The following is a 16,664-nucleotide window of genomic DNA, read 5'->3' as shown; positions in this document are numbered from 1 at the left end:
TAAATTAATCAGAGCCGATCAGAAGGCGTTGAAAGTAAGCGTCGTGAGCGAACGGGAAATGCCCGGGACACTGGCAATATTGTCGTTGATGAACTTGCCTATGTCCTGGCCCTCCTCGACATAGATCTTCAGAAGCAGGTCATAGTCGCCGCTCGTCGAGTACATCTCCGAGACGATCTCCTTGCGGTAAATCTCATCGGCCACCTCGTAGGTCTTGCCGGGAGCGCACTGCAGTTGCACGAAAATCGGTTTCATGGGCTTCCTCTGCTTCCGGGAGGAGGCGATCAGGGGCAGCCTCCCAAACATTCCGCATCATCCCCGCGGCCACAGGCGGGCGATGCGGACCTTCATGCTTCTCCTTAAACCGCAACCGGGCAAAAGGGAACGCGCCGGTGAGGCCTAAAGGCAACACGCATCCAGCGTTTCGCGCTACTCCTTGCGGAAGAGCAGGCTTGCGCCCCAGCCGGTGATAACCGCCAGTGTCACGGCAAACAAGCCGTAGATGACGGGCTCTTCATGCGCCGCGCGGGTGATCGCCTGTTCGAGGCCGGTCTTGACGACGCGAAGCGGCAGGGCCTTCGCGGCGACGAAGACGCCATCGCGGAAAAGGTAAGCGCGCACGACATGCACGCCGTTCGGCACGTTGGCTGGCAGGCGCACGGAGGCCTTGAACAGGCTCGAACTGATGAATTGCACGCCGCCCGGATCGCGCTGGAAGACGCCGCTCGTCTCGCGGATGCGGCGAAAGGCATTTCGAAACTCGCCGATCGTGCTGCCGTCGCCGACGAAGCCCAGCGGCACCAGGCGTATGTGATCGATGCCGATGCCCATGTTGGCGACGTCCCTCGGCGGCGCGATCGTCCCGATATCACGCGTGCTCGATAGCGAATAGGATTCCGGCACCAATTCGAAGGTCATCGAGTTCGTGTTGACCCAGATGCCGAAGACGCGCTCCTTCTTGCGCACCGTGGCATTGTCTTTCGGGCCTTCCAGCGCAACGATGATGTTGTACTTGCCCTGCGCCAACAGATTGGCGTCGAAGCCGTCGATGGCGCCGAAGATCGTCAGGTCGGCGCCGCGGAAATCGGAGGTGATCGAAATCTCGTCTGTCGAGATGCCGATCTCGAGCTTCTCGGTGAAGTTTGTCACCGGCCGCTCCAGAGACTGCGCCAGAGCCGGCGCGGCAAAGGCAAGAAGCGAAGCAAAGAGAGTGAGCGCCGAACGGAGCATCAGAAGCCGACCCCCGTTGAAACGACCGAATAGATGTCCTTCGGCGGTATGATGAGCTCGATTGCGAGCCTTATGCCGACGGCGAGCACGAGCAACGCAAGGAGCGCCCGCAACTGCTCGCCGCGCAGCCGCTGGCCGACGCGCACGCCATATTGCGCTCCGATGACGCCGGCAATCATCAGGACGAAGGCAAGCACGATATCGACCGTATAGTTGGTCGATGCCTGGACGATGACTGTGTAGGCGGAGACAAAGACGATCTGGAAAAGCGATGTGCCGACGACGACGCTAGTCGGGATGCGCAGGAGATAGATCATCGCCGGCACCATGATGAAGCCGCCGCCGACCCCCATCACCGAAGTCAGAATACCGATGCAGAAGCCGAGCGTGGCGACCGGAATGACGCTCAGATAGATCTTCGATTTCTTGAAGCGCATCTTCAGCGGCAGGCCGTGGATCCAGATGTGCTGGCCCGGCCGCCGCAATGCCGTGGGCTGATTTTTTGCCGCCTTGCGCATCGCGCCGATGCTCTCCCAGAGCATCAATCCGCCGACGGAGCCGAGCAGCACGACGTAGAGAAGCGAAATCACCAGGTCGAGTTGGCCCATGCGGCGCAAGAGAGAGAACAGCCAGACACCCAAGGTCGCTCCAACGAGGCCGCCGCAGAGCAGGACCGTCCCGAGCTTGATATCGATGGTGCCGCGCCGGAAATGCGTGATGGCGCCGGAGATAGACGAGGCGACCACCTGGTTCGCGCCGGTCGCCACCGCCACCACGGGCGGAATATTGTAGAAGATCAGGAGCGGCGTGATCAGGAAGCCGCCGCCGACACCGAACATGCCGGACAGGAAGCCGACGGCCGCACCCATGCCGAGGATGATGAGTATGTTCACCGACAACTCTGCTATGGGCAGATAGATCGTCACGGCCGAACCTCGATGCGCCAGCGGCCCGCAAGGCGGGCAGAAATTGCTCCTCGACAATTCCTAACCCGAATGGATTGAGGAATTGTGCAATGTCCCAAAATTATCCGCGGGCCTTCACGCGTCCGGAGAGGCGCGCGGCGTGATCCTTCAAAGTGGTACGTGATTCACCACGGACAGGGATGTATCTGGGACCGCCCAGCTCCGGGGGAGAAAAGGCGACACTTTTCGTCATGCGCCCCTAGGCGCGAGCTGTCAACCTTTTCAGATACATGGCGCGGCGCCGCCGGGGCGAGCCCGCAATGCCTTCCTGGACTAAGAATTGCGCTTCAGCAGTTCGCGCACCAGCCCGTCGGTGATTTCCCCGGTCGGCTCCTGACCAACCGACTCCTGGAAGGCCTTGATGGCGGCGACCGTCTTCTTGCCCATCTGGCCATCCGGCTTGCCGGCGTCGAAACCGTTATTGTTGAGGATCGCCTGGATATTGCGCACTGCTTTGCTCATGTCGACGCTGGCCGTCTTGGTCGGCGGACCGACCCAGGCGTCCGGAACATCGACCGTGTTCGCCTTGGCGTCGAGCGGCTGCGCCTTCCAGGCATCGGCCTTGGCCTTCGCGCTCGAAAGCTGTTCCGGCTTCAAGGCCTTGGCGACCTCATCACGCTTTTCCGCCGCATCCTTGTCGCCGTCGCGGGCAGCGATCGCGAACCACTTGTAGGACTCTTCGAGGCTCTGGGCGACGCCGTTGCCGCGCGCATAGAGAACGGCGAGGTTGAACTGGCTGTCGCGCACGCCCAGATTGGCGGCCTTCTCGAACCATTTGCCTGCTTCGGCGAAGTCCGGAGCGCCATCGCGGCCGCTTGCGAGCATGACCGCGAGATTGTGGATCGCGCTGGCGTTACCGGCCGCGGCAGCCTTCTGATAAAGCTCCTTGGCCTTGGCCGCATCGCGCGCGACACCCGCGCCCTTCTCGTAAAGATTGGCGAGCCGGTATTCGGCCGGCACCACGCCGGCATCGGCCGCCCGCTGATACCATTTCACGGCTTCCGCCAGGTCCTTCTCGACCCGGCGTCCTTCCGTGAAACGCGCGGCGATCTCGTAGAAAGCCAGAGGATCGCCGCCTTTGGCCGCCGTCACCAGCGCGGGCGGACCGAAACCGTCCGGCAATACGATCTCGCTCGCCTTGGTTGCTTCAAAGGCGCCTCCCTTGCCCTCTCCTTGCGAAGACGGCTGGAACGTCGAGACCGGTCTTGTCTGCGGCTGTTCGGCCGTGGGCTGCAACATCGGCGCCTGGCCCGCGACGCCCGCCTTGTCCGACTCGGCGGCAGGCTGCGCTGCGGTTTCAGACATCGCGACCGCAGGTGTTCCGGCTTTCTCGTTGGGAGCCTTAGCCTTCGGCTCTTCGGCAGCTGGTGCGGCGGCAGGGGCAGCAGCCGCGAAGCGGTCGTCGACGGCCTTCGGCTCAGTAATTTGCGCATCCGCTTTGCGTTCGATCGCCGCAGGCGGCGGAAGGCTCGGCGCCTCCTTGCCTTTCAGAACCGTGCTGACGAGCGGATAGGACATAATGGCGAGCAATACGGCGCCGACTGCAATCAGGATCGGGCGGCGGTGGCGGGCAAGCGCGCCGCGGACGGCCGATGACGCGCCCCTCTCCTTGCCGCGGCTCAGCGTATCGGATTCCTCGACGGCCAATTGCGCCGCCCGGCGTGCCGCCGCGATGAAATCCGGTTTCTCACCCTCGGATGCCTGCTGACCACCGCGGGCCATCTGGCCGGCCCGGACGCGCTCGAGAATCTTCTTGACGTCCGGCACGCCGGAGCCTGGTTCGAGGAGCTGATTGGCATCCTCCGGCGCAAGCATTTCGGAGGGATCGATCGACGGAGCGGGCTCCACCAACTGCCGGGCCTGCACCGGGGCCGCCTCAATGCGCTTGGCCGCGAACCGCCGGGTCAGGCCGGCGAGCAGGCTTGTCTTTGCCGCACGCGCCTCCACCCTGAGCTCATCACCACCGACCGTCGCGACATCGACGGAAGCCATCGCTGCCGCCGGAGCCGCAGCTTCTTCGGCCCTCACGGCGGCGCCATCTTCCGTCTGCAGCCCGCGCACCTTGCGCTTGAGCTCGCCGTCGCCTTCGTCCGATTCGCCATCGTCGAAGGGACCCGCGAATTCCGGCTCCGCCGCCTTCTGTTTGGCAAGGTTTCGCTGAACCTCACGAAGCGGCACCGGTTCGCGCTCCTCGAGCCGCTCCAGTTTTTCGGCAATATGAACCAGCGTTTCGTGCAGCGCCTCGAAGGTCCGGGCGGTTCTTTCGTCGCTCGAACGGCTGAGTTCCTCCAAAGTCCTGAGATCTTCGGCGAGCGCGGAAATGGCCGCCATGTCGGCGTTTGCAGACATCTGCGATGGGCCGTTTTTCGCATAGGCCTCCATCACCGCTTCGGCGGCCTGGCGGGCGGCCTCGATGATGTATTCGTCGCTGGTCGCGAGATAATCTTCGAGCGTGGTCATGCGGCTTTCGAAATCCGCCGGCACGCTACCGCCGTCATGCCGCGGCTGGCTGATCAGCGTCGAGAGGTTGCTGATCTGCGCTTCGAGGTTGCGCAGGGTCTCGCCATCATCGAAGGGCGCCGCATGCGTCTCCTCCAGGCGCTGCGCGATATCGGCGAGGCGGTCTTCGAGGCGGCCGAAGCGCGGATCCGTGACCGAGGGCTCGACGTGCATGTCGAGCTCGTCGATACGCCGGACGAGATGGTCGAGCCGCGCCGAGAGCGCCTCATTGATGCTGCCTTCACCGAGGGTCTCGATCTTCCGGGAAATATCGGCGAGATGGTCGGCGATATCCGGCTGGGCGTTCCACTGGCTGCGTTCGAGCAATGCGGAAAGCTGATCGAGACGCTCCTCGAGCCGAGCCGCCGCTCTTTCGCCGGCAAGATCCTCCACGCGCGCCGTCAACGCCTCGATGCGTGCCCCGAGGCCGGAATCGCTCGGGCGCGAAAGAGCCTCGACGTGGCGCGACAGATCACCGAGCCTATTCTCCAGGCGGTTGATGAAGGACGTGTCGAGCCCGGCCGCATTGCGGCTGCCGGCGGCGATAGCCCGGCTGATTTCGTCGAGCCGAGCGTCGAGATCGGCGAATTGCGAGGCAAAGCGTCTGTCGTCCGGCTGTATCTGGCGTCCGAGCAACTCTATCGCCTGCGCGACCGCGACGAGCTTGTTCTCCAAAACCTCGACTGCCGATCCTTTGTTCAAGGCGTTGATCTGCGACTTGATCTCGTCAAGGCGATAGGCGAGCGCGAGCAGTTCGTCGTCGCGATTCTGGTCGAAGGCGTTCAACCGGTCCTCGACGCCGTTCCAGCGATTTTCCATGCGGCGCATGCTGTCTTCGCGCGCGAGCCCGTCGATCATGGCCCGCAAGTCGTCGAACTCCGTCCTCAGCGCATCGGCTTCGGAGGGCGAGGCCTGCCGCCCAAGCTCCTTGATGCCGGCGGCAAGGCGCTCGATCTCATCCCGGACATCCTCGGCGAAGCGGCGGTCCTGGGCAGCTTCGCCCGTGATGCCGCGGATTTCCGATCGAAGAGCATGCATCTCGCGGGAAAGCCCGTCGCTGATGTCACGCTTCAGGTCCTGCCTCAGACCTACCAGTGCCTCGGCGATATCGGTCGCGCCCGAAGACCGCGCCGGGGGAGGCGCTGCCGCATTAGCAGATTGGTACGGTGCCTCGTCCGCGGCGCGACTTGATGCGAGGCGATCGGCCTCTCGCGACGGGATGCGTTCGCGCAGCGGCCGCTCGCGTGCGGCGTTCAGGGCGCGCTGGCGCTGGAGAATTTCGGATACGGCGTCGCTTGCCGTCGGACGCTGCCGCTCCGGCTGGCGCGGCTCACGGCCGATGCTGCCCATAAGGCCTTCGATGCGGGCCTCGAGCCCCTCGATGGTGCGGTTCAGGGCATCGAGCGACGGCCTGTCGCCATAGGACGGGTTGCCCGTGCGCTGAGAGTTGGATCGTGATCCGCTCATTGTCTCTTCGCCCCTGTCTTCACCACCATTGACGCCGTTCCGAAAGAACCCCGCCTTCGTAGGCTCGGCGGCACAGCCAATGCGGGCAAAGCCACAACAATACGAGGACCGGACCGGTTGCAGCTTTGACCATCTCAAAGCGCACAATTCATTAAACGTGGTAAACAACCCGTTAATCCGTCTGACTTTTTAACGATTTATCATCGCCGGCCCGACGGAACCGCCGGCGTCGCATTTCACGCCACCGGCGACTGCGCCGGCGAAACTTTCGCGATGGGTGTTTTTGACGTTTACGCAAACGTCAAAGTTTTGTAGCATCCTTCCGATATTTCAGCACCGGCTTCTCGGCGCGGGCTCGAAAGCGGAATAGGGTATACCGCGCGGCGTACCCGAAGGGACATCAAGGCGAGGAAAGAATGCCCATCTACAAGGCTCCGGTTGACGACACCCTGTTCATCCTCAACGACGTGCTCGGCATCGAGCGCTATCACAACCTGCCGGGCTTTGCGGATGCGACGCCGGACATGGTGGCGGCGATCCTCGGCGAGGCCGCCAAGCTCGCCGAGGAAGAGCTCTTCCCGATCAATCTTTCCGGCGATCAGGAAGGCTGCACGCGCCACGACGACGGCTCGGTCACCACGCCGACGGGCTTCAAGAGGGCCTTCGACCTCTATCGCGAGGGCGGCTGGCTCGGCCTCGCCGCGCCGGAAGAATTCGGAGGGCAGGGCCTGCCCTACACGCTTCATACCGCCGTCGGCGAATTCTTGTCCGCCGCGAACATGTCGCTGATGATGTATCCGGGCCTGACGCAAGGAGCGATCGCCGCCATCCTCGTGCATGGCTCCGAGGAGCAGAAGCGCGCCTACCTGCCGAAAATGGTGGAAGGCACCTGGACCGGGACCATGAACCTCACCGAGCCCCATTGCGGCACCGACCTCGGCCTGCTTCGCACCAAGGCCGTGCCGAACGGCGACGGATCCTACAAGATCTCCGGGCAGAAGATCTTCATCTCCGCCGGCGAGCACGACATGGCCGAGAACATCATCCATCTGGTGCTCGCCCGCATCGAGGGCGCGCCGGAAGGCGTCAAGGGTATCTCGCTCTTCATCGTGCCGAAATTCAAGCTGACTGACAGCGGCGAACCGGGTGAGCGCAACGGCGTTTCCTGCGGCGCGATCGAACACAAGATGGGCATTCACGGCAACTCCACCTGCGTCATGAACTATGACGAGGCGACCGGCTATCTGATCGGCGCGGAGAACAAGGGTCTCAGCGCCATGTTCGTGATGATGAACGAAGCCCGTCTTGCCGTCGGCATGCAGGGGCTCGCGATCGCCGAGATCGCCTACCAGAATGCCGCGAATTACGCGCGCGAACGCCTCCAGGGCCGGTCGCTCTCAGGCGCCAAGGCGCCTGACCAGAAGGCCGACCCTATCATCGTCCATCCGGACATCCGCCGCACGCTGATGACCATCAAGGCCTTCAACGAAGCCGGCCGCGCCTTCACGCTTTGGACGGCGCTCAAATCCGATATCGCCCACCGTTCCGACAACGAAGCGGAGCGCCAGACGGCCGACGACATCCTCGGCCTGATGACGCCGATCCTCAAGGGCGTCATGACCGACAAGGGCTTCGAACATGCCGTGATGGCGCAGCAGGTCTTCGGCGGCCACGGCTATATCGAAGAGCATGGCATGAGCCAGTATGTGCGCGACGCCCGCATCGCCATGATCTACGAGGGCGCCAACGGCATCCAGGCGCTGGATCTCGTCGGCCGCAAGCTTGCGACGAACGGCGGCCGCGCCGTCATGGCGCTGTTCAAGGAGATCGGCGATTTCTGCGAGGAGAACCGCAACGACGAGAGACTTTCCGGCTACACCAAGGCGCTGAAGAAGGGGCTGAACGACCTGCAGGCGGCCACCATGTGGTTCATGCAGAACGCCATGGCAAAACCCGACAATGCCGGTGCCGGCTCGACCGATTACATGCACCTCTTCGGACTCGTCGTGCTCGGCTACATGTGGGCGAAGATCGCCAGGACGGCGGAAGACAAGCTCGCCGCTGGCGAAACCGCACGTGCAGACTATCTCAAGAACAAGCTGATCACATCAAAGTTCTTCATGGAACGCATCATGCCGGAGACGGCGCTGCGCAAGGCCCGCATCGAAACAGGCGCCGACACGCTGATGGCGCTGGACGCCGCAGCCTTCTGATTTCAGACTGGAGCCGAATGGAGAATGTGAGCGGTCTTCCACCCGAATTCTGCTCCATATGGTAATTGCGCGGCCCAAGGGAGTGCCGCCGAAAGGGAGAGCAAGAGATGACGAAAGTCTTCGTTTACGACCACGTGCGCACGCCGCGCGGCCGTGGCAAGAAGGACGGCGCGCTGCACGAGGTGCCCTCCGTTCGCCTTGCAGCCAAGGTGCTGGAGGCCGTGCGCGACCGCAATGGGCTCGACACGTCGACCGTCGACGACATCATCATGGGCTGCGTCGATCCGGTCATGGACGCGGGCGCGGTGATCCCGAAGGCGGCAGCCTTCGAAGCCGGCTATTCGACGCGCGCGCCGGGCATGCAGATCTCGCGCTTTTGCGCATCCGGCCTCGATGCCGTCAATTTCGGCGCCGCGAAGATCGCGCAAGGAGCGGACGACATCGTGATCGCCGGCGGCGTGGAGTCGATGTCGCGCGTCGGCCTCGGCATGTCCGGCGGCGCCTGGTTCATGGATCCTTCCGTCAACCTTCCAGCCTATTTCATGCCGCAGGGCGTCTCCGCCGATCTGATCGCAACGAAATACGGCTTCTCCCGCGATGACGTCGATGCCTATGCGGTCGAAAGTCAGAAGCGCGCAGCCAATGCCTGGGAGAAAGGCTACTTCGAGAAATCGGTCGTGCCGGTCAAGGACCAGAACGGCCTGACGATCCTCGACCGCGACGAGCATATGCGCCCCGGCACCGACATGCAGGCGCTCGCTTCGCTCAATCCCTCCTTCCAGATGCCCGGCGAGATGGGCGGCTTCGAGGCCGTCGCCATCCAGGCGCATCCGGAAATCGAGCGGGTCAACTATGTGCATCATGCCGGCAATTCCTCCGGCATTGTCGACGGCGCCGCTGCGGTCCTGCTCGGCTCCAGGGCCGGCGGCGAAGCCATGGGGCTGAAGCCCCGCGCCCGCATCCGCGCCTTCGCCAATATCGGATCCGATCCGGCGCTGATGCTGACCGGCCCGGTCGACGTCACTGAAAAGCTGCTGAAGCGCGCCGATATGAAGCTTTCGGACATCGACCTTTTCGAGCTCAACGAGGCCTTTGCCGCCGTCGTTCTTCGCTACATGCAGGCCTTCGACATTCCGCACGACCAGACCAACGTCAATGGCGGCGCGATCGCCATGGGCCATCCGCTCGGCGCGACCGGCGCGATGATCCTCGGCACCGTGCTCGACGAACTCGAGCGTCGCGATTTGAACACCGCTCTGGTGACGCTCTGCATCGGCGCCGGCATGGGCACGGCTACGATCATCGAACGCGTCTGATCCGATCCCGGGGAGAGAGAATATGTCTTACACGAACTTCAAGATCGAAACCGACGCCGACGGCATCGCGCTTGTCACCTGGGACATGCCCGACAAGTCGATGAACGTCATCACCCGGGAGGTGATGGAGGAGCTCAACGCGATCGTCGATCAGACGACCGCGGACCCGGCCGTCAAGGGCGTGGTCATCACATCCGGGAAATCGTCCTTCTCTGGCGGCGCCGACCTTTCGATGATCAAGTCGATGTTCACCTTCCAGGCGGAAGAGAAGTCCAAGGATCCGGCCAACGCCGCTAGGAAACTCTTCGACCTCGTCGGCCGCCTGAGCGGGCTCTTCCGCAAGCTCGAAACCTGCGGCAAACCCTGGGTTTCGGCGATCAACGGCACCTGCATGGGCGGCGCCTTCGAACTGTCGCTCGCCTGCCATGGCCGCGTCGCCTCCAATGCGAAATCGGTGAAGATCGCACTCCCCGAGGTAAAGGTCGGCATCTTCCCGGGCGCCGGCGGCACCCAACGCGTGCCGCGGCTCATCAATACGCAGGACGCGCTTCAGATGATGACGACCGGTTCGTCGCTGACGGCCGCGCGTGCCAAGGCGATGGGCCTCGTGCATGAGGTCGTCGATCCCGAAAAGCTGGTCGAGGCCGCCAAGGCTATGATCAAGAACGGCCTCAAGCCGGTCCAGCCCTGGGATGAGAAGGGCTTCAAGCTTCCGGGCGGCGGCATATGGACGCCGGCATCGGCGCAGCTCTGGCCGGCGGCTTCCGCGATCCTCCGCCGCGAGACCTTCGGCAACTATCCGGGTGCGATCGCCATCCTGAAATGCGTCTATGAGGGCCTTCAGGTGCCCTTCGACACGGGGCTCAAGATCGAGCAGCGCTATTTCACCGAGATATTGCAGACGACCGAAGCCTTCTCGATGATCCGCTCGCTGTTCATCTCGATGCAGGAACTCGGCAAGGGCGCGCGCCGCCCGGCCGGCGTGCCGAAAACGGAGCTCAAAAAGGTCGGCGTCGTCGGCGCCGGCTTCATGGGCGCCTCGATCGCCTATGTGACGGCCGCAGCAGGCATTCCGGTCACCCTCATCGACCGCGACATGGAAGCCGCCGAGAAGGGCAAGGCGCATTCGGAGGGACTGGTGAAGGATTCGATCGGCAAGGGCCGTCTGACCAAGGAAGAAGGCGAGACGCTGCTTTCCCGCATCACGCCCTCGGCGGACTATAACGACCTCAAGGACGCCGGACTCGTCGTCGAGGCCGTCTTCGAGGACCGGCAGGTGAAGAAAGACGTGATCGAGAAGGTGGAAGCGGTGATCGCCGAAGATGCGATCTTCGCCTCGAACACCTCGACGCTGCCGATCACCGGGCTTGCCAAAAATTCAAAGCGCCCGGACCAGTTCATCGGCGTCCATTTCTTCTCGCCGGTCGAGAAGATGATGCTGACGGAAGTGATCCTCGGCAAGGAGACCGGCGACCGCGCCATCGCCACGGCGCTCGACTACGTCGCCGCGATCAAGAAGACGCCGATCGTCGTCAATGACACGCGCGGCTTCTACGTCAACCGCTGCGTCTTCCGCTACATCCACGAAGCCTACGACATGCTGATCGAAGGCGTGCCGCCGGCGATGATCGAGAACGCCGCCAAGATGGCCGGCATGCCGGTCGGGCCGCTGTCGCTAAACGATGAAGTGGCGATCGATCTCAGCCAGAAGATCTTGAAGGCGACGATTGCCGACCTCGGAGAAAAGGCCGTCGATCCGAAGCACATGGCGCTGGTGAACAAGATGGTCGACGAACTCGACCGCCGCGGCCGCAAGAACGGCAAGGGCTTCTACGAGTATCCGGCAAAGCCGGCCAAGAAATATCTCTGGCCAGGCCTCAAGGAGCTCTATCCGCAGAAGGATCCAGAGAAGATCGACGTCGAGGTGCTGAAGCAGCGCTTCCTCGTGACGATCGCGCTCGAAGCGGCCCGCACCATAGAGGAAGGCATCGTCACCGACCCGCGCGAGGCGGACGTCGGGTCCATCCTCGGATTCGGCTTCGCGCCCTACACCGGCGGCACGCTATCCTACATCGACGGCATGGGTGCGAAAGCCTTCGTGGAGCTCTGCGAGAAGCTTGCCGAAGACTACGGCCATCACTTCAAGCCGACGCCGCTCTTGAAGGAGATGGCGGAAAAGGGCGAGACCTTCTACGGGCGGTTTGACCCATACGGCGAAGCGCAGAAGGCGGCGTAGGCCGCCTGCCAATCCGACGAACGTCCGAGGGCCGTGCCGATGGTGCGGCCCTTTCTCCGCCCTTGTCGGCCCGAGGCTCTCTCGATCGTCCTTCGGACGCAAAGAAGGGAGGAGCCGCCATGTCGAAGTCCAGCAAGATTACCGTCGGGAACGTCATCCGTCCCGGCAAGACCTATTCGGTCGATGCAGACAAGTACGCGGCGATGAAGACCGCCCTGCTCGCGGTCATTCCGTCGGACGTGCCCGGCTTGACGCTCGCCGAAATCCGCCAGCGGATTCTCGCTCACCTGCCGGAGGAACGGTTTCCAGCCGGGGCGGGCGTTTCCTGGTGGTCGAAGACAGTGCAGCTCGACCTCGAGGCGAAGGGCACGATCATTCGGGAGAAGACGCGCCCGCTTCGGCTGCACAAGAGCTGACGCCGCATTTCCTTTGAGGTAACGGCGCCTCAGCGGCCCGCCTGCTCCTCAGGCCGCTTCGGACTTTTCGCCAAGCTCGGCGGCGAGAGCGCCGATCAATTGCTCCCAGCCGTCGCGGCGATATTCGACCTTGTCGAGGCCATCCAGGAAGGCGGCCTGCTCAGTGAAGACGAAGCGCGTGCCGGTGCCTTCCGCGATAAGGTCGACCGTGGCAATGGAGGCGGAAATCCGCCGGTCGTCCTTTGCCATCGTGTAGGCCGAGACGATCCGCCGGTCCTCGACGATGTCCAAATAGACCGTCTCGTTGAAATAGATAGTCTTGCTGTCCTGGCTGAAGCGGCCGCTTTCGCGCCCGCCGACGCGGAAGTCGTGGCTATATTCCGCCACCGGCCAATTGTCCGCGTTGACGAACCAGCGATCATGCGCGGCGGGATCGGCAAAGGCTTGGAAGACCCGCGCGGGCGACGCCTTGAAGACGCGCTCGATTGTGAAGCTTGCGTGCTCGACCGATGCTTTGGTCATGTCATCTCCTCCTCGGTGATTGATAGAGCGGCCCCTTTCGGAACGCCCTCCGTCGCGTTTGGCATCTTCGACGGCAATCAAACTGCTTGCATTTCAAAATCAGTTGCACCTTAATATCACTGATGCAATAATGCAAGCAGTTTTGCAGCGGGAAAGCAGAAAAGCGGGTATTGTGTCCGCATCCCGCTCTCGCTTCAGAGACCGGAATGACTGACGACCACCGCTCGGGTTGCCCCATCAATCTCTCGCTCGAAGTCTTCGGCGACAGATGGAGCCTCCTGATCCTCCGCGACATGATCTTCGGAGGCAAACGGCACTTCCGCGAGCTCCTGCGCTCGCAGGAGGGGATTTCCTCCAACATCCTCGCCGACCGGCTGAAGACGCTGGTGGACATCGGCATGCTGACGAAGCGCGACGACCCGAGCCACAAGCAAAAGGCGATCTATAGCCTGACTGAGATGGCGATCGCGCTCGTGCCGATCATGGCGCATCTCGGCGCCTGGGGCCGGCGCTATCTGCCGGCCAGCGAAGAGCTCAGCATCCGCGCTCAACTGATGGAGGAAGGCGGCCCTGCCCTTTGGGAGCGTTTTATGGACGAACTGCGCACGGAACATCTCGGCGCCGCGCCGGCAGCACCCGAGGGCCCATCCGTGCGCGAGACCTTGCAAGCGGCCTATGAGGAAGTGGTGGCCCGCAGAGCGAAGGAACGGCAGCTCGCCTGATCAGCCGGAAGCCGAGAGCGATGCCCACGATGGGTGAAGCTGCGGGCCGTGCGTTCAAAGCCGGCGGTGGGAAAGAGGACTATTTTCCTCGCCATGCTTTACGGTCGCCCGCCGCTTGGCTAATCTACGCTGGATTGACGACGAGACGCGGAATGGTCCTCCGCCGCCCGCAGGTGTCTCCCTTTCCGGGGATGGGGTCGATATGCTTTCACATGACAGCATCTGGCGCGCGATCGATGCGTTGGCCGAGCGTCATCGGCTCTCGCCGTCGGGGCTTGCGCGCCGCGCCGGCCTCGACCCCACCTCCTTCAACAGGTCGAAGCGCCAATCCGCCGATGGCCGCGCCCGCTGGCCGTCGACCGAGTCGATTTCGAAGATATTGGAGGCGACCGGCGCGACGATCGATCAGTTCATGGCGCTGATGCAGCCCGGCGCCGGCGGCAGCAACGGCTTGCCGGCGGAGTCCAACCGGCCGACGCCGGGCATTCCGCTGATCGGTTTCGCCCAGGCCGGTGCCGGCGGGTTCTTCGACGACGGCGGCTTTCCGGTCGGCCATGGCTGGGACGAGATCGAATTTCCGGTCGCCCCGCAGCGCCAGGCCGGCGTCTACGCCATCGAGGTTCAGGGCGACAGCATGCTGCCGCTTTATCGCGACGGCGACGTCCTGATCGTCGACCCGGGCGCGCAGGTCCGCCGGGGCGATCGCGTCGTCGTCAAGACGCGCGAGGGCGAGGTGATGGCGAAGGTGCTCTCCCGGCAGACGCCCCGCGGCATCGAGCTCCTGTCGCTCAACCCCGACCACCCCAACCGCAATTTCGAGATGAAAGACGTGGAATGGATCGCCCGGATCATCTGGGCCAGCCAATAGGATAATCCTCCGATGCGGCAGCAGCTCATCACCACCGCGGGCGGGCTCGCCGCCCTTGCCCTGTACGCCGGCATCTTGATGAGCGGCGCCGATGCCATCCGCAACGGCGAGAACATGGCGACGCCCGAATTCGTCCTGGAAACGCCGGAGGCGGCAACGATCGAGGAACCGCCGCTGCAGGAGGAGGCTCCTGCCGACGCCGTCACGGATGTCGACGGCGGCGCCGGTAACGAAGCGGCTTCCCCTGCCCCCGCGCCGGACGCCGAGATCGGCAAGAGCTCGCGCGTCGCGGTGCGGCCGATAGAGCCCGGCTTGTTCACCCTGCCCGAGGACGGTGTGGCGAAGCCGCTGGAGCGGGTGGCGCCGCGGCCACCGCTTTCGAAACCGCCGGGAGAGGAAAAGCCCGCTACGACCATCTACCGGCGGCCCGTCGCGCTGGCCGCAGGACTCGTTCGGTCCGACGACAAGACGTTGCAGATCAAGGATATCGAGCCGCAAAACGCCGAAAAGATGTGCGACGGCAATGGCAAGAGCTGGCCCTGCGGCATGGTCGCACGCACGGCGTTTCGCAATTTTCTGAGAGCGCGGGCGCTCTTCTGCGACGCTCCGGAAGAGTCCGGCGGGACCGTCACGGCCCGCTGCTCCGTCGGGGGCCAGGACATTGCCGGATGGCTGGTCGCCAACGGCTGGGCGATGCCGCTGCCCGGCAGCGCCCTTGAAGCGAAGGCTGAAGCGGCGCGCAAAGCGAGACTCGGCTTTCACGGTGACGATCCGCGCGATTTGAGCCGCGTACCCCTCACCGTCGATAATCCCTCCGCAGGCGCAGTCCTGGACGACGCCGCGCCGGACTTGTAAGCCCGCAGCGGATTCCCTAACTGTTCGCTACCATTTTTCGAGAAGTCAGATGTCCGCCACCAGCCTCAGCCAGCACGAAGCTCTTGTCCATGTCATGGTCATGATGTCGGCCGTCGACCGCAACATGACCGACGACGAATTCGCGCGGATCGGCGTGCTCGTCCGGTTTCTGCCGGCCTTCGAGGAGTTCGATGAGGACCATCTGATCCACATCGGCCATGAATGCGCGGCACAGCTCGCCGCTCCGGAGGGCCTCGACGTCGTCCTGGAAATGGTCCGCGAGGCGTTGCCGCAGCGACTCTATGAAACGGCTTACGCGCTTGCCGTCGAGATCGCCGCCGCCGACCAGCGCATCCGCAACGAGGAAATCCGGCTGTTGCAGTTGCTGCGCGACCGGCTCGGCCTTGACAAGCTGACCTGCGCCGCGATCGAGCGCGGCGCCATCGCGCGTTTCCGCAAGTAGGACGACGGGGCGACGCGCATCGAGGATTGACGCATGTTCTTCGGCATCGCGGAACCAGTGTGGCGGCTTAGCGCCTTTGCCGCGGCATTCGCGGTGCTGGCTGTGCTCGAGCTTCTCCATCCTCGGCTCGAGCGGCCGGAACTGATGCGGGCAGTGAAAGCGCGCCGCTGGTTCACCAACCTATCGATCGTTCTCGTCTCCTCACTTCTCTTGCGAATCGTCTTCCCGGCCGCGGCCGTCGGCGTTGCCATCTGGGCCGGCGCGCGCGGACTTGGCGTCCTTCGGGCCCTCGGCGTGGCGCCGCCGCTTGCCGGCCTCATCGCCTTCCTCCTGCTCGATTTCGCCATCTGGTTGGAGCACGTGCTGTTCCACAAGATACCCTTCCTGTGGCGCATCCACCGCGTCCACCACGCTGATCCGGGCGTAGACGTCACCACGGCCCTTCGCTTCCACCCCGTCGAAATCCTGCTGTCGATGGTCTGGAAGAGTGTGGTCATCATCGTGATCGGCGCACCCGCGTTCGCCGTGCTTCTGTTCGAAATCGCACTTAATGCCGGGGCGATGTTCAATCACGCCAATCTACGGCTGCCGGAAAGCGCCGACAGGGTCTTGCGCCAGCTCATCGTGACGCCGGACATGCATCGCATCCATCACTCGGTCGAAAGGTCTGAGACGGATTCGAACTACGGCTTCAACTTTTCCATCTGGGACCGGCTGTTCTCGACCTACATCGCCGAACCGGCTCGTGGCAGCGATGCGATAGAAACGGGGCTCAAGGCCTATGGCCGCGTCGAACCGACGAAGCTCCTATGGTCGCTGATGCTGCCGTTCCGGCGTGGGTAGGCCGTCGCGTCTGCCCCTCATCCGCCTGCCGGCACCTTCTCCCTGTTTT

Annotated in this window: 14 protein-coding genes; 9 read left to right on the top strand and 5 right to left on the bottom strand. The window is 63.6% G+C overall.

Annotation, left to right across the window (positions count from 1 at the left end):
- Positions 1 to 18: 18 nt before the first annotated feature.
- The 4 genes from M728_RS00885 to M728_RS00870 form a co-directional block, all read right to left on the bottom strand.
- Positions 19 to 255 (bottom strand): Lrp/AsnC ligand binding domain-containing protein, encoded by a 237-nt coding sequence (locus tag M728_RS00885; RefSeq protein WP_026622006.1) that lies wholly within the window; start codon positions 253 to 255, stop codon positions 19 to 21.
- Positions 256 to 429: 174 nt separating this feature from the next.
- On the bottom strand, positions 430 to 1,230 hold the full coding sequence (locus M728_RS00880) for a TIGR02186 family protein (protein ID WP_026622005.1): 801 nt from the start codon (positions 1,228 to 1,230) through the stop codon (positions 430 to 432).
- On the bottom strand, positions 1,230 to 2,156 hold the full coding sequence (locus tag M728_RS00875; protein WP_026622004.1) for a sulfite exporter TauE/SafE family protein: 927 nt from the start codon (positions 2,154 to 2,156) through the stop codon (positions 1,230 to 1,232). Before M728_RS00875 ends, M728_RS00880 begins: the two co-directional genes overlap by 1 nt.
- 312 nt (positions 2,157 to 2,468) lie before the next feature.
- Positions 2,469 to 6,161 (bottom strand): peptidoglycan-binding protein, encoded by a 3,693-nt coding sequence (locus tag M728_RS00870; protein ID WP_026622003.1) that lies wholly within the window; start codon positions 6,159 to 6,161, stop codon positions 2,469 to 2,471.
- Positions 6,162 to 6,577: 416 nt separating this feature from the next.
- Between M728_RS00870 and M728_RS00865 the strand changes: the two genes are divergently transcribed.
- From M728_RS00865 to M728_RS00850, 4 genes are all read left to right on the top strand, one after another.
- A complete protein-coding gene (locus M728_RS00865; protein ID WP_026622002.1) occupies positions 6,578 to 8,374 on the top strand; it encodes an acyl-CoA dehydrogenase C-terminal domain-containing protein in 1,797 nt (598 codons plus the stop codon).
- Positions 8,375 to 8,481: 107 nt separating this feature from the next.
- A complete protein-coding gene (locus M728_RS00860; RefSeq protein ID WP_026622001.1) occupies positions 8,482 to 9,690 on the top strand; it encodes an acetyl-CoA C-acetyltransferase in 1,209 nt (402 codons plus the stop codon).
- 22 nt (positions 9,691 to 9,712) lie between these two features.
- The gene (locus M728_RS00855; RefSeq protein WP_026622000.1) at positions 9,713 to 11,926 is read left to right on the top strand and encodes an FAD-dependent oxidoreductase; all 2,214 of its coding nucleotides are present in this window, start codon (positions 9,713 to 9,715) and stop codon (positions 11,924 to 11,926) included.
- A 119-nt stretch (positions 11,927 to 12,045) separates the two neighbouring features.
- Positions 12,046 to 12,342, top strand: a complete 297-nt coding sequence (locus M728_RS00850; RefSeq protein WP_026621999.1) for a hypothetical protein — start codon at positions 12,046 to 12,048, stop codon at positions 12,340 to 12,342.
- Between the two features lie 48 nt (positions 12,343 to 12,390).
- Here the strand turns inward: M728_RS00850 and M728_RS00845 are convergent, their stop codons facing one another.
- Positions 12,391 to 12,864: an SRPBCC family protein gene (locus tag M728_RS00845; protein ID WP_026621998.1), complete on the bottom strand. Its 474-nt coding sequence runs from the start codon at positions 12,862 to 12,864 to the stop codon at positions 12,391 to 12,393.
- A 206-nt stretch (positions 12,865 to 13,070) separates the two neighbouring features.
- Here M728_RS00845 and M728_RS00840 point away from each other — a divergent pair, with 206 nt between their 5' ends.
- The 5 genes from M728_RS00840 to M728_RS00820 all read left to right on the top strand — a co-directional run bounded on the left by M728_RS00840 (position 13,071) and on the right by M728_RS00820 (position 16,615).
- The gene (locus M728_RS00840) at positions 13,071 to 13,586 is read left to right on the top strand and encodes a helix-turn-helix domain-containing protein (protein ID WP_026621997.1); all 516 of its coding nucleotides are present in this window, start codon (positions 13,071 to 13,073) and stop codon (positions 13,584 to 13,586) included.
- Positions 13,587 to 13,788: 202 nt separating this feature from the next.
- On the top strand, positions 13,789 to 14,454 hold the full coding sequence (locus tag M728_RS00835) for a helix-turn-helix transcriptional regulator (RefSeq protein WP_026621996.1): 666 nt from the start codon (positions 13,789 to 13,791) through the stop codon (positions 14,452 to 14,454).
- A gap of 12 nt (positions 14,455 to 14,466) precedes the next feature.
- A complete protein-coding gene (locus M728_RS00830; RefSeq protein WP_026621995.1) occupies positions 14,467 to 15,309 on the top strand; it encodes a thermonuclease family protein in 843 nt (280 codons plus the stop codon).
- A 49-nt stretch (positions 15,310 to 15,358) separates the two neighbouring features.
- Entirely contained in the window at positions 15,359 to 15,772 is a 414-nt protein-coding gene (locus tag M728_RS00825; RefSeq protein ID WP_026621994.1) for a tellurite resistance TerB family protein, read from the top strand.
- A gap of 33 nt (positions 15,773 to 15,805) precedes the next feature.
- Positions 15,806 to 16,615, top strand: a complete 810-nt coding sequence (locus tag M728_RS00820; RefSeq protein WP_034884097.1) for a sterol desaturase family protein — start codon at positions 15,806 to 15,808, stop codon at positions 16,613 to 16,615.
- Positions 16,616 to 16,664 lie beyond the last annotated feature (49 nt).

Origin of the sequence: Ensifer sp. WSM1721 (assembly GCF_000513895.2) — a bacterium.
Classification (GTDB): domain Bacteria; phylum Pseudomonadota; class Alphaproteobacteria; order Rhizobiales; family Rhizobiaceae; genus Sinorhizobium.
This window is presented reverse-complemented; position numbering and strand designations above follow the sequence as displayed.

What these genes read in the sequence shown, in the direction of transcription:
- M728_RS00860 (WP_026622001.1), top strand. Translation starts at nt 8,482, where the DNA reads ATGACGAAAGTCTTCGTTTACGACCACGTGCGCACGCCGCGCGGCCGT.
- M728_RS00820 (WP_034884097.1), top strand. Translation starts at nt 15,806, where the DNA reads ATGTTCTTCGGCATCGCGGAACCAGTGTGGCGGCTTAGCGCCTTTGCC.
- M728_RS00830 (WP_026621995.1), top strand. Translation starts at nt 14,467, where the DNA reads ATGCGGCAGCAGCTCATCACCACCGCGGGCGGGCTCGCCGCCCTTGCC.
- M728_RS00840 (WP_026621997.1), top strand. Translation starts at nt 13,071, where the DNA reads ATGACTGACGACCACCGCTCGGGTTGCCCCATCAATCTCTCGCTCGAA.
- M728_RS00835 (WP_026621996.1), top strand. Translation starts at nt 13,789, where the DNA reads ATGCTTTCACATGACAGCATCTGGCGCGCGATCGATGCGTTGGCCGAG.
- M728_RS00865 (WP_026622002.1), top strand. Translation starts at nt 6,578, where the DNA reads ATGCCCATCTACAAGGCTCCGGTTGACGACACCCTGTTCATCCTCAAC.
- M728_RS00885 (WP_026622006.1), bottom strand. Translation starts at nt 255, where the DNA reads ATGAAACCGATTTTCGTGCAACTGCAGTGCGCTCCCGGCAAGACCTAC.
- M728_RS00845 (WP_026621998.1), bottom strand. Translation starts at nt 12,864, where the DNA reads ATGACCAAAGCATCGGTCGAGCACGCAAGCTTCACAATCGAGCGCGTC.
- M728_RS00825 (WP_026621994.1), top strand. Translation starts at nt 15,359, where the DNA reads ATGTCCGCCACCAGCCTCAGCCAGCACGAAGCTCTTGTCCATGTCATG.
- M728_RS00850 (WP_026621999.1), top strand. Translation starts at nt 12,046, where the DNA reads ATGTCGAAGTCCAGCAAGATTACCGTCGGGAACGTCATCCGTCCCGGC.
- M728_RS00855 (WP_026622000.1), top strand. Translation starts at nt 9,713, where the DNA reads ATGTCTTACACGAACTTCAAGATCGAAACCGACGCCGACGGCATCGCG.
- M728_RS00880 (WP_026622005.1), bottom strand. Translation starts at nt 1,230, where the DNA reads ATGCTCCGTTCGGCGCTCACTCTCTTTGCTTCGCTTCTTGCCTTTGCC.
- M728_RS00870 (WP_026622003.1), bottom strand. Translation starts at nt 6,161, where the DNA reads ATGAGCGGATCACGATCCAACTCTCAGCGCACGGGCAACCCGTCCTAT.